Source organism: Chryseobacterium culicis, from assembly GCF_900108365.1.
Taxonomy (GTDB): Bacteria; Bacteroidota; Bacteroidia; order Flavobacteriales; family Weeksellaceae; genus Chryseobacterium; species Chryseobacterium culicis.
Genome location: NZ_FNWQ01000002.1, coordinates 706,243 through 719,961, shown reverse-complemented (window position 1 = coordinate 719,961; position 13,719 = coordinate 706,243). Strand labels below are relative to the sequence as shown.

Genomic DNA, 13,719 nt, shown 5'->3' with positions numbered 1-13,719 from the left:
TGTTCAGTCTGAAGACTTTTCCGACGGAATTGCAGAAAAGACAAAAAAAGTCACCCCAATAAAATTGAGGTGACCATTTTTAACTTGTTATTACTTACGGTCCCAAGAAGAATCATCAGCTGTACCTCCATTATAAATAAGGGTAATACAGTTGCCTAATTCAGCATCTTGAATCGTAAGATTTTGTAGACCTGCATAAACAGTTTTTAAATCGCCTAATTTTTTACCTTTTAAGGATTCTAGGGATTTCTTAGAATTTTGATTTTCTTTTTTCATGGTTAAAATGTTAAAGATTAAGTCTCAAAAGTATAGAAAAAAATAATACAAAATTAAGGCACTGGTGATTTTTTTATTATGTTAAATGCTTTGTACAAAGGAATTTCCGCTTCAATTCAACAACAGGTGAGATTTTTTTTCGGGTCAGAAAAACAATTTTTAGACACTGAAAGGTGTTCTATTTTAGAACGTTAACCCATGAGTTTTATCATGTAATAATTCGTCTTAATTTTATTGAAATTTTGATTTATTTAGAAGCAAGAAACCATAAAAAAAAATTTTTTGCAAAAGATTTTTTTTTTCATTTGATTACTTTTTTATTAATAAATGTTCAGGATTCCGGGGGTAATTTTGTACATCTGGTAAAATTTCAGAGCGATAATGGTGAATATGGAATCACCAAAATTGAAAGAAACAGCAAATTTTAAATTGAAACCAATCAAAATGACTATAAAACAAGATTTGATAGCAGACCATGTAAATTCTGTTTACGATCTCATATCCCTACAAGAAAGAAGCTGCCCTTTCAGGCAGCCTCGTAATTTTTAATGTCAATGCTTACTTATTAGCAAGTAGAACCGCATTCAAGCAATCTGATGTGGATTACACCATTTACAACACACTGTGTCTGGCATAACGCATTAGTAACAACGGTACCTACACCGCCAACTACTCCACCAACTGTAGAACCTACCCCGCTGACAACACCGCCAACAACAGTACCTACACCGCCGACTACTCCACCAACTACACCGCCTAGTCCTCCGATAAGTCCTCCGATTGGATCTAGTAATCCGTTACCTGAAATAGTTTTTAATTCGTTTCTGTCTAATTTTTTTAAGTTTTTCATAACTATAATTTTATATGATTATTACTTCACGAATATATGAATAATAATATTACAATTGCAAATTATTTTGAATAAATTAATTATATGTTTTTATTATTTAATATTTCATTAATATAAGTGTATTTTAATAAAAATATGGTTTTCACTTATATGTGATTGATTTACTAAATGTTAAAAATAATAACTCAATTTGTGAAATTTAGAGTTATTATTTTCGTATTAATTTATGATTATCAATGATTATTGTTTAATGCGTGTGGTACCTCTTAGTTCAGATCAAAAACAACTCTTCGGGCTGATAAAACTGACGTTTAAAAAGATCAAAATATTCACGCTTTAGCAGGAACTGCCAAAAAATGATTCAAATTTTCTCATATCCTACAGTAAAACATGCCAGAGTGGTTGGTATCGGAATCAAATTTTGTATTTTTGCTGACATACTTTTATCAATGTCAATTTTTTCAAATAATATACGCTTTTTAAGAGCCAGAAGAAAGCTCTCTCAACAAAATGTAGCCGACGAGCTGATGATTTCCAGAGTTCGTTATTCCAAATACGAAAACGGAATTTCCGAACCTCCTATTGAACTGCTGGTTAAAATATCAAAGTATTTTCATGTGAGCATTGACCTGATGCTTTCTGTAGATCTTGAGAAACATCCGGTAGATGAAATGCTGAAACTTCCGGATAACAGGATTGTTCTTCCGGTTGCTGTAGATAATCACGGAAATGATACCATTGAAATTATTCCTCAAAAAGCTTCAATGGGATATCTGGAAGGTTACAGTGATATTGAATATATTGAGAGCCTGCAGCGTATAGCACTTCCTTTTCTTACCAATGGAAAATACAGAGCATTCCCTGCAGATGGTGACTCTATGCCGCCATTCAGGAATGGTTCCTATATTGTAGGAAAATATGTGGAAGGAATCAGTGAACTGAAACAGGGAAAGACGTATGTCTTTGTAACTCTGAATGATGGAATTACCTATAAACGCTTTAAAGAAAAGAAAGAAAATGCCATCTGCGTAAGTGCGGATAACTCTTTTTATGAGCCCTATGATATTCCGTTTGAAGAAGTGGTTGAGATCTGGCAGTATGCTTCGGGAATTTTCCCTGAAGATTTTGAGCCTGGCGAGTATGAAAGCTATAATTTTAAAGAAATGTTCCGCGAACTTAGACAGGACATCCGGGATCTCGATAAAAAGGTTTCCGGACGGCGCCGTAAACAGTCTTAGTATTGGCAGATACTTATACTCTATCGTACTCCTGGTTCTATGAGCCAGGAGTATATTTTTCAGGATTATATCATTTAGAGATGATCAGAAAGCTCAATCCATACGGGGGCATGATCACTGCTTTTTTCCCAGCCCCGGACGTGGCTGTCTACTCCACCGCCCTGCAGACGGGGCTGAAGGTACGGACTCAATAAAATATGATCCAGCCTTATTCCTGCATTCCTATCATAAGCTTTATACAGGTAATCCCAGAAGGTATATATCTTTTCATCAGGATAAAGATTCCGTAAAGAATCCAGCCAGCCTTTTTTCTGAAAGTCCTTAAATGCTTTTCTCACTTCATTTCTGTAAAGCGCGTCATTTTCCCAGCGTTCAGGCTTGTAAACATCAACAGGTTCCGGAATAATATTGAAATCGCCTATCAGTATGGCAGGCAGCTCCATTCTGATAAGTTGATTGGTGCGTCTTTTAAAACGTTTAATCCAGGATAATTTATAATCGAACTTAGGGCCCGGATAAGGATTTCCGTTCGGGAGGTAAAGGCAGCATATAACCATTTGATCTATAATAGCTTCTATATACCTGCTTTGAATATCTTCCGGATCGCCCGGCAGGGACCTTTGCACTTCTGTTATTTCTCTGTCTTTTGCAAGTATAGCTACTCCGTTCCAGCTTTTTTGCCCGTTCCAGATTGCCTGGTATCCCGCTTTGTTGATTTCCTGTACAGGGAAGCGCTCCTGAGGTGCTTTTAATTCCTGAAGGCATACGATATCGGGTGAAGCTTCATTCAGCCATTTCAGTAAAACGGGCAGCCGTCCGTTAACTCCGTTGACGTTATAGGTTGCGATCTTCATATGGTGGTTTTTAGAAAGTCATATTTTTTCAATTATGGCAATAATTATTCCACTATAATGGTTGATTATGGAGTGTTTAAGTGAATGATAATCTAAAAAAAATATTTTTTGATAAATAATTTATGTATCATGAAGTAAAAGTTCAATATATTTGTGAAGCAAGATGTAGTTCATTTATATATTAATAACCCTCAATGAAGCGATATCCTACTTTTTTATTAGCATTATTATTTCCAGTCACGATGTATAGCCAGCAAAATTTATCCGCTGATGAATTGTTTTTGAAGGCCCGCAATACTGCATTTGAACAGAAAGATTATCCGGCATCTATTGCGCTTGCAAGGCAGGCACTGGAAAAATCTCCTGATTATACTGATATTTCGGTTTTTCTGGGAAGACTGTATACTTGGAATAAAGATCTTTCTTCAGCAAGAGCGGTATTTGAGGAACTGGAAAAAAAGGGTGTTCAGGATGAAGACTATTTTCTGGCCTATGCTTCATTAGAGTATTGGAATGATCAGAATACAAAGGCTATTGATATTTTAAATAAGGGGCTTTCCTACCATCCGAAATCGGAGGCATTGCTTCTGCTGAAAGCGAAAGTATATTATGGTATGGATGATTATACGGAAGCGGATAAAGCCGTAACAGCTCTTCTGGCTGTAAATCCTAAAAATACCGAAGCAAGGGCTCTTGCAGTACGAATAAGTGAATTTACTTCTAAAAATGCCGTGGGCATTACCTATAACTACTCCCATTTTGATAAACAGTTTGATGATGACTGGCATATTGTAGGAGTGAGTTATAAGAGAATTACTCCTATCGGTTCTGTGATTCTCCGTGGAAATTATGCTAACAAATTTGCTCAGGGCGGCACCCAGATTGAGCTGGAGGCTTATCCGAGGCTTTCTAAGATGTTTTATCTCTATGTAGGCGGCGGATATTCTGATGATGTGGGCCTTTTTCCAAAATACCGTACCGGAGTTTCTTTAAATGCCAATCTTCCCCATAGCTTTGAAGCTGAGCTGGGCTACCGTCAGCTTTATTTCACGAACAGTATCTGGATGTATACCGCTGCTGTAGGAAAATACTACAAAAACTTCTGGTTTAATCTGCGCACTTATATTACACCGGACAGTAAGAATATCTCACATTCTTATACCGGAACTGTAAGATATTATACAAAAGGGCCACAGGATTATTTTGCTTTTCAGATCGGGACCGGGATAAGTCCGGAGGAAAACCGTAATAATCTTCTTGAAAACGAAACTTTTAAGCTTAAAACCTTTAAAATAGGAGCTGAATACAATTTTTCCCTTCATTCCAATCTGTTCTCTGTAGGAACAATGTATTATAATCAGGAATACAGACCGGGTGAAAAAGGAAATCAGTTTGATCTTACTTTAGGGTATACGAGAAAGTTTTAAAATTTAGATTTCGTTTTTTTCTTAAAATTTACCATTACCGAATCCGGCATCAGTTTTTTAGCAGAATAAAATTTTGCATTCATGCTTTTAAACTGATTGAATCTGCTGTTGATTTTACTTAACGCATCAGCATCATTAGAAGGATCTTCTTCAAGATTTTTCAGGGTGAAAAGCTGGCCGTCATGGAGATAGTAATTTTCAGAAACAAAATCAATAAGCTGATTTTTGCTCTGCATCATAGGAATTCCTGTCTTGCTGATTTCGGAGTCCTGAGAGAACCCTCTTCCTACCCATGTTACAGTAGAAGGCGTGCTAATCTGATAATTATTTCTGTAGTAGGCTAAAATAGAAGGAGCTATATCAAAATGACTTACGGTTTTATTAAAGCGTTTTGCTTCTTTTAACAGTGGTGAGTAGATCAGTAAGGGCACATGAAACCTGTCAATCTTTGACTGTAACGTGATTTCAGGCATACTGTGATCTCCCGTAATGATAAAAATAGTATTTTTAAAATCCGGGCGTTTACTGTAGTTATCAAAAAAGCCTTTGATGGCATCATCGGCATTAAGTACCGAGATCAGCTGATCTTTGTGAGCAGATGCCCATTTTTTCTGTTCAGCAGTCAAAATACCGGAATTCAGCCTTTGATAATACCTTTTTTCATAGTAATTCTTATTGTTGATTAAAAATGGATTATGTGTTGAAAGGGTAAGGATCATATTAAAATAAGGTCTGTTCTGAAGCTTTTGCTGTTGCAGCATTTTTCCCAAAACTGCCTGGTCTTCATATCCCCAGCTTTCTCCGTTATTCGCAGGAAGTTTGCGGTAAGGATTGTTGAAACTGGCTTCGTCTACAATATGATCTATTCCGCTGTAGTCTAAAAATTCGCGGTAGCGGTCAAATGACACATGACCTCCGTAATAAAATCCTGTTTCAAATCCGTTGGCTTTAAGAAGATTGTAAAGATTGAAATTTTCCGGTATTTTTCTCATTTCGAGAAAACCGTTCTTCCCGAAAGGAAGCGAACCTGTCAATGAAGGCAGGGCACCAAAAGTTCTTCCCGCCGAGCTTAAACTGTTTTCCCAATAAAGTCCTTTATGAGAAAGCGAATCAAGATAAGGAGTAAAGTTGCCGATATATCCTTTTGGAGAAGTATAAGCATGCCCGAAACCTTCCATTACAAGGATAACGAGATTGGGAATTTTCTCTGAAGCTGCAAAATAAGGCCCCAAAAAATCCGGGGTATTTTCTTTTCTCCAGAAAGGAAAATTTTTATCAAGCATTTCTGAATTGGTAATAAAATCTTCATTTTCATTCAGAAATTCATTCAGTTCCGGATGGTCACTGATAAAATTATCTTCATTGGACTGAAAGAAATAGGCCCATTTGCTTTTCGCAGCATTTTGGTTAAAATCGCTCTCAGCGGTAAATGTTTTTGACTCCAGGATTGTAGAAGGTATAAAAAAAGCGGCTAATCCTATAATCAGTACTACAATTCCGGGATATACAGATTTTACAGCTGTTTTACCTGCGATCCATATAGGAATAAGAGAAGCTGCAATGAGAATCCCGAGCAGCGCAAAATTTTTAAAATTAAGCATTCCGCTTGCCTGCAGAATCTGTTTCATTTCTTCTGTGCTGTAGTATAAAAGATCTGCCCCCAATACATTATGGGTTTCAGAAAAATACAGGAATAACAGATACTGGATAACAATTATCGCAGGAAATGCCACAATGGCAAGTATTTTTGCCCAGCCTTCCCTAATGAAATTGATCAGGAGAAAAATAATTCCGCTGCAGAAAGCCAGTTTAAGGGCAAAAATTATATTCTCTCCAAAAAGGTGCGCAGCAAGACCTTTGGTGTCAAATGTTGGAAAGGTATACCTGTACCAAAGCCATTCTGCAGTAACCCCAATTAAAAACAGAACAAAGAAAACCATAGCCAGCAGCCCCCATTTTTTTAGTCCGGACTGCAGGATAGCCAGTATTCTTTCTTTTAAAGGCAGATTCCTGGTGCTCTGACTGAACCCCTGCCTTGTCATTTCGCCCCATCCATGAGATTTTTTGAAATAATCTACAAATCCGTTTACGCCGGCTTTTACCACGATAGGATGAAAGTAAAAAGGCTCAGAAAAGGCTGTTATAATAAGTGCGAGAAAATCTTTTCTTTTGGTATATACCTGATGGCTTACAAGGTCTACAAGGATTGCATAAATGGAATAAAGAAATCCCATTGAGATGACCAGCGCAAAGAGAACCATGAAAAAAGGCCAGTTGATAATTCCCAGTACTAAAAAAATGATAAAGATGATATAGCCTGAAAATTCGATAAGCGGACCCAGAAATTCAAAGAAAAACCAATAGGGAAGACTGACCATGCCTAGTTTTCCGTATTTGGGATTGAACATTAGTTTTCTGTGCTTCCAAAGGGTTTCCATTGTTCCGCGCATCCATCTGTTTCTTTGCTTTTTCAGAATATCTTTTGTTTCCGGAACTTCTGTCCAGCACAAAGGATCAGGAATAGTAAGCACTTCGTAGGGCTCATTCTTTTCTTCCATGTACTTTCTCATCCTTACTACCAGCTCCATGTCCTCTCCTACTGTATTTTTATCATAGCCTCCGCATGCCAGCACAATTTTTCTGTCAAACACCCCGAAAGCACCGGAGATCAGGATCAGTCCTGAGGCCCGTGACCATGCCATTCGGCCAAGAACAAAAGCTCTTATGTATTCCAGTGCCTGTGTTCTTCCCAATAGGGTTTTAGGCATATTAACACTGATAACTTTACCATTTTCCACCACGCAATTATTGGCCAGCCGAATCACACCGCCACAGGCAATGAATTTTTTATCGGTCTGTTCCAGCATAGGTTTTGCAAGTTTTAAAATTGCATCCTGTTCCAGAATACAGTCTACGTCAATACACACCAGGTATTCTCCTGAAGAAATATTGACTCCCACATTCAGGGCATCTGCTTTCCCTCCGTTTTCCTTATCCACTACAATCAGCTTTTTAAAGGCCGGATTTTTACTTTTATAGATTCCCCGTACGGACTGGGTCTCTATTTTTCCCTGAATAAAATACGCTACAGACTCAAGCTCATAAGCTTCCACAAGTTTCTGCATGGAATCATCCTTACTTCCGTCATTGACGATAATGATTTCCAGGTTATGATAATACAGCGACAATAAGGAACGAACGTTTTCTACAATGGTCATTCCTTCGTTGTATGCGGGGGCAATAACACTGAATACCGGAGCATTGGGATTAGCGGCTATAATGCTGTAATCCGTAAAGGTGTTTTCTTTTTTATAGCGGAGGACAGCACCAAGTGCATAAATTCCTATCCATCCATAGATCAGGGCTACAGCGGTTCCGTAAATGAGAAACAGCCAAATAACAACTTCATAAATGATGTGTGAGAATTCTAACATATTCTTTCCTGCAGTGCGTATTTAATAATTTGAGTTAATTCTTCAGAGGTAGTTTCTTTTCCGGAAATTTCTTCCATATATTCCTGTTTATCCAGTGAGCATAATGCTTCGGCAGCATAAACTTTAATAGATGAGTCGGGATTATTCAGGAGCTGGTCTTTAAGGAAATCCGTACAGCATTGGTCTTTGGACTTTTTCATGACTTTAAGAATTTCTTTCTGAACTTCAACAGGCTGATGGGAGTATACTTCCATGAGATGAACAATCGTTGAAGCGTTTTCCAGCGACAGTAAAGTCTGTACTGCCTGTACCCTTACATCTACTGAAGGATGGCCCAATAAATCAATTACTGTAGGATAAAGAGAAAGGATCTGAAATTTTCTTAATAATTTAAGGGTGAAGATAACGACCGAATCATTAGAACTTTCCATCCAGTTCCTGATAAGATCACCAGAGTTTTCCGGAATGCTGGTGATTGATATAAGCAGACGGAGCTGCTGCCATTCTGATATTCTGGAGGAAATACTGCTGAGGAAATGAAGACCTTCAAACCCCTTGAAATTCACCAGCGCATATTGTGCCTCCTGGTAGACCTGTGCTGAGGGATGTGTTAAAAATGAGGCTATTTTCGGCAGTGCTTCTTCTGCGTTCATTGCTGTAAGCTCCTGTATTCCTCCTGCAATTAAATGTTCTTTTTTTTGATTCAGCTTTTTGGACGCGTCTTTCTGCAGGTTATATTCCCTGAACAGATTTGTAAGTTTATTCTGTGCAGCTCCGGAAAATTTTTTCTCAGATTCTGCCAGTTTCTGGAGGAATAAATTCCTGAATAAAGGATTATCGGATACGGCCGAAAAGCTTTGATCCGCAGGCACTTCTTCTTCACCGTACACAATCACTTCTGAAATTCTTTTATTGATCATTCCTGACCATTTTGAAATATGAACAGATTCCCGGTACTGATAAAAGCTGTAGATCAGTACAATAATGATCAGCAGGAGTACCAGCGAAAGCATGCCCAGAAAGACGAGGAAAAGAAAATGTACAGAAGTGGTGAGAAACATGCGTATCGTTTTACTTTACAGAAAATCTTTTTATTCTTAATATCAATTCATTCGGGCTGAACGGTTTTACGATAAAATCGGCCGCGCCGAGGTCAAAAGCGTTCAGTACCACTTCTTCCTGCCCCATACTGGAAAGCATGATCACAGGTATTTGCTTGCCCATGGTTTTAATGGCAGAAAGTATTTCTATTCCGGAAGCAAAAGGCATCATAATATCCGTAATAGCGAGATCTACCTCCTGATTTTTAAGAGTTTCAATTGCATCTTTTCCGTTACGGGTAAGAATGACTTCATGCCCTTCTTTTAATAATTTGTGCTCTATCGTTTTTAGAATCAGTTCATCGTCTTCAGCGATTAGAATCAACATAGTTTTAGTTTTTTATGGTATTAAATCTTTAATTAATTGTAGTCCTGTGGTTATTTCCCGGGTAATTTCCTGTTCCATGGAAGCAAAGTCCATCGCAGGTTCTGCTTTGTTTTCCCAATGAGCAGTGCATTCCATAAGCTTAATTAATCCTGCAGTTCCTGCAGTTCCTTTGAGCTTGTGAAGCACGGATTTTAACGAAACGGCATCTTTTTCGGCAGTCAACTTTTTAAGATTCTCTTCAGCCTGTGCCAGCTCCTGTACCACAAGGTTTAGGAATATGTGTCTGAAATCTTCATCATCATCGCCAATGTGTTCATTCAGAAGTCTGATATCGAGATGCTTTTCGTGATCCTGATCCGGGAAATTTTCCGAGGAGCCATTTTTATTCACCATGTATTTTTTCAGCATTTCCAGCAGGTCATTCTGCTTTAGAGGCTTCGGAAGAAAATCGTTCATCCCGGAATTCAGGCATTTTTCTTTTTCACCCAGCACATTTCCTGCCGTTACTCCAATAATCGGAATGTGAGAATAGCCAGGCAGCAGACGGATTTGTTTTGTTGCCTCAATACCATCCATTACCGGCATCTGAACGTCCATTAAAATAATGTCGAACATTTTTTCTTTGCACTGTTCCAATGCCTGTAGGCCGTCTGTAGCTTCTGTAAGAACGGCTTCCGGAACCAGTGAACGCATCATTCTGTTGTTCAGAACCATATTTACAGGATTATCATCCACCAGTAAAACCTCTGGTGATTTCATCAATTCGGATATTTCATTTTCCGGCTGCTCATGGATGATTTTGATCTCTTTTTCTGTATTCTTCACTGCCTTTCTCAATGTTTTATAGAGCTCTTCGGATTTGATAGGCTTCAGCAGGAAATACGAATTGTCTTCCTGACGGAAAGAATTGATGAGATCATGTTCTTCAGATGAGGTATGAAGGATGATGAGAGGTGAAAGCTCATTTTGTTTGTTAAAAAGTTCCCTGATTTTTTCAATCGTTTCGATCCCTGAAATAACAGGCATATGATAATCCATCAGAATCACATCGAACCGTTCTCCGGCCAACAGTATCTGAAGCGCTTCCATTCCATTGGCAGCCAGCTTTGAATCAATATTTTTGTAGGCGAGCATATGTTTGAGAATAATTCTGTTGGTCTCATTATCATCCACAATAAGGACCCTGTTTATTTTCAGGTCTTCCTCCTCGCTACGGTCTGTTGTCTCGTATGGAATCTGAATATCAAAGAAGAAAACAGAGCCTTTTTCCACTTCACTGATGAGGGAAAGGCTGCTTCCCATATATTTCAGAATGTTATTCGAAATGGTAAGCCCTAGGCCGGTTCCGCCATAACGTTTACTGATCGAGCTGTTTTCCTGGGTAAATGCATCAAAAATATGCTGTTGCTTTTCTTTGGGAATACCAATTCCGGTATCCCGTACAGAAAATCTCAATGTAATATTTTGACTGCTGATATTCAGTTTTTCTACTTTAAGTTCAATTTCTCCCTGTGCTGTAAATTTTACCGCATTTCCCAGAAGATTGATCAGGATCTGCTTCAGTCTTGACTCATCTACCCAAATGGTTTCAGGAAGTCCCTGCTCTATATTTAGCAGCAGCTCTATGTTTTTTTTCTGTGATTGGTAGAGAATGACATTGATTACCTGGCTTACAATATCATAGACATTAGATTTTTCAACCAGAAGATCCATTTTTCCGGATTCAATTTTAGAAAAATCCAGAATATCATTGATGATGTTTAAGAGATTTTCCCCGGATTCATTGATGTAATTGAGGTACTGTGACTGTATTTCGTTTAACGGAGTTCTGAGCAGCAAATCAGAGAAACCGATGACCCCGTTCAGTGGTGTTCTGATTTCATGGCTCATATTGGCTAAAAACTCGGATTTTGCCTTGTTGGCCGTATCTGCCATTTTTTTAGCATTCTTAAGCTCTTTGTTAATCCTTACGGATGCGGTAATATTTTGTGCAGAGACGATGATTCCACCAATGACATCATTGGAAAGGTACCAGGGAGTAACCTGTATATTATAATGCTGAATGACTTCCCTGCCAGGAATCTCTATGGCCATGTCTTCATTTCTGTAAGCTTTTCCTGCCAGCGCATCCTTATATATTTTTATCCTTTCGTCCGGTACATTGGGCGAAATTTTAAACATGTTCTCTCCAATAAGCCTGATGTCGTTCATCTGGAATTCATCTTTCCAGCTTGTGCTTACAGAAAGGTAATTCAGATCCTTATCAAACATCGCAACGGTTGCGGGAACGTAGGTCACGAATGACTGCAGCATAGCCTCTTTGGTTGCCAGCTCAAGATAAATATTTTTAAAAGTATTAATATCCTGTATGATCCCGAACACTCTGGTACATACTCCTTCTTCAAATTCCGGGATTCCTTTTACTCTTACCCAGATCATAACGCCGTCATTGCGTACAAGCTGTAGTTCTTCATCATAAGGAATACCTTCGTTTACTGCTCTTTCAAATAATTTTTTGAGCTTTTCTCTGCTGTTTTCCCTGTAAAAGCCCAGTGCGTTTTCGAGATCGGGCTGAAATGTTTTATCTATTTTATGAATATCCCTGGTAGACTGTGACCAGGTTACCGTATTGTTTTTAAGATTGACTTCCCAGCCTCCCACCTGGGCTACAGCGCTTGTCTGTTCCAGCATTTTTTTGGTATGAATGAGATCCTTTTCAAGACTCATCCTTTCGGTAACGTTCAGTGCGGTGCTTACTACATAGGGATTTCCTTCCTTGTTGATTTCCACTAGGTTGTGGTACATCCAGATTACTTCTTCCCCTCCCTTGGTTTTCAGGATCATTGTTCCCAGATCTTCCTTGTTTGCATTAATCCTTTCAAGGTATTTTTCAAGCAATGGCCAGTTTTTTTCGGGAACAAGATCTTTTAAATTCAGTTTTTCCACTTCTTTTGCAGAATACTGAAGGGTTTCTCTTCCTTTTTCATTCACAGCAATGATATTTCCTTCCATATCATGCATGCTCATCAGTCCAATGGCATTTTCAAAGAAGCTTCTGAAACGGCGTTCGGAGCTTTCAAGCTTTAGCTTTTCTTCAATCCGGTTTGTGATATTAATTCCGAAACAGAAAATTTCAGAGTGATTCTGATTCATTTTCAGCGACCACTCCACAATGATGGTCTGGTTATCATCAATATTGGTGGAAGTGGTAAAAGTTGTCTCTTCATCCGCATTGGGGAGATTTTCAGACACTACCTGCAGCTGAGCGTTACGATTGCCCAAAACGTCCAGAAGATTGCTGTTGATAATCTGACTTCTCTTTAATTGAAATGCTTTTTCAAAGGCAGGATTGGCATCTTTCAGTATGAAATTTTTGTCCAGAACGCAGATCAGATTATTGGAAATGGTAAACGTTTGCTGAAAATATTCTGCATGGATGTTTTTCCTTTTTCCCATGAGTATTTTCGTGATGGCTTCTCCAATTTTTTTCAGCGTTGATATCTGTTCTTCTGTAATAGTTTTGGGTTTATAATCAATAACACAGATGGTTCCCAATGCAAATCCTTCATCATCAATAAGGGGTACACCGGCATAAAAACGGATTCCGCCAGCCAGAATAATTGCGTTATCAGAAGATCTTTCATCCAATAAAGTATCATTTATGATGACAATATCTCCGCTTGCAATAGAATATTGGCATACTGTATTTTTTCTGTCTACAAAATCCAGGGCTAAGCCTACACAGCTTTGAATGGTCTGGGTTTCACTTTCCATCATGGCAATAAGGGATGCCGGGCAGTCTGTTACCAAGCATGCTGTTTCAGCAAAAATATCTAACTGGGGATCTTTTTCCAGATTTAAAAGATCAAAAAACTCCAGTTTCTTTATTCTATCTTCTTCATTATCCGGAAGTGGGTACTTCTTCATAGGTTATTTCATCGGTTAGAGATTTTATTTCTTAGTTATTAAAAAATGATAATCAGTTACTTAAAACTAAATTTTATTACTGAAGATTATTCCTTTAATAAGTTAACCAAAATACGAAATAATTTGAATTATATTGAAGTAAATTTTACAATAAAGGTATATGTATGATTAATTCGAATAATTGCGGATGAATTTTGAATGTCGATATAAATTCAGATCCTAAATGACGAAAAAACAAGGCGGACATAATCAGTCCGCCTCGCATCTCCCAAATAATTAAATATG

9 protein-coding genes are annotated in these 13,719 nt (G+C 38.1%); 2 read left to right on the top strand and 7 right to left on the bottom strand.

Annotated features, from left to right (window positions below):
- Window positions 1-90: 90 nt before the first annotated feature.
- Entirely contained in the window at window positions 91-276 is a 186-nt protein-coding gene (locus BLW74_RS09545; protein WP_089692192.1) for a hypothetical protein, read from the bottom strand.
- 565 nt (window positions 277-841) lie between these two features.
- The gene (locus tag BLW74_RS22225) at window positions 842-1,126 is read right to left on the bottom strand and encodes a bacteriocin-like protein (RefSeq protein ID WP_139265719.1); all 285 of its coding nucleotides are present in this window, start codon (window positions 1,124-1,126) and stop codon (window positions 842-844) included.
- A gap of 449 nt (window positions 1,127-1,575) precedes the next feature.
- Between BLW74_RS22225 and BLW74_RS09530 the strand changes: the two genes are divergently transcribed.
- Window positions 1,576-2,364 (top strand): XRE family transcriptional regulator, encoded by a 789-nt coding sequence (locus BLW74_RS09530; RefSeq protein WP_089692600.1) that lies wholly within the window; start codon window positions 1,576-1,578, stop codon window positions 2,362-2,364.
- Between the two features lie 74 nt (window positions 2,365-2,438).
- Here BLW74_RS09530 and xth read toward each other — a convergent pair whose 3' ends face one another.
- Window positions 2,439-3,218: an exodeoxyribonuclease III gene (gene xth / locus BLW74_RS09525; RefSeq protein ID WP_089692189.1), complete on the bottom strand. Its 780-nt coding sequence runs from the start codon at window positions 3,216-3,218 to the stop codon at window positions 2,439-2,441.
- Window positions 3,219-3,412: 194 nt separating this feature from the next.
- Between xth and BLW74_RS09520 the strand changes: the two genes are divergently transcribed.
- Complete coding sequence (locus BLW74_RS09520) at window positions 3,413-4,645, top strand: YaiO family outer membrane beta-barrel protein (protein WP_089692188.1); 1,233 nt, start codon at window positions 3,413-3,415, stop codon at window positions 4,643-4,645.
- Here BLW74_RS09520 and BLW74_RS09515 read toward each other — a convergent pair.
- From BLW74_RS09515 to BLW74_RS09500, 4 genes are read right to left on the bottom strand one after another with little or no spacing between them, the layout of a single operon-like run.
- Window positions 4,642-8,079 (bottom strand): sulfatase-like hydrolase/transferase, encoded by a 3,438-nt coding sequence (locus BLW74_RS09515; RefSeq protein ID WP_089692187.1) that lies wholly within the window; start codon window positions 8,077-8,079, stop codon window positions 4,642-4,644. The two genes, BLW74_RS09520 and BLW74_RS09515, sit on opposite strands and share 4 nt — an antisense overlap.
- A complete protein-coding gene (locus tag BLW74_RS09510; RefSeq protein WP_089692186.1) occupies window positions 8,073-9,140 on the bottom strand; it encodes a HEAT repeat domain-containing protein in 1,068 nt (355 codons plus the stop codon). Before BLW74_RS09510 ends, BLW74_RS09515 begins: the two co-directional genes overlap by 7 nt.
- A 10-nt stretch (window positions 9,141-9,150) precedes the next feature.
- Entirely contained in the window at window positions 9,151-9,507 is a 357-nt protein-coding gene (locus tag BLW74_RS09505) for a response regulator transcription factor (protein ID WP_089692185.1), read from the bottom strand.
- Between the two features lie 12 nt (window positions 9,508-9,519).
- A complete protein-coding gene (locus BLW74_RS09500; RefSeq protein WP_089692184.1) occupies window positions 9,520-13,434 on the bottom strand; it encodes a response regulator in 3,915 nt (1,304 codons plus the stop codon).
- Window positions 13,435-13,719 lie beyond the last annotated feature (285 nt).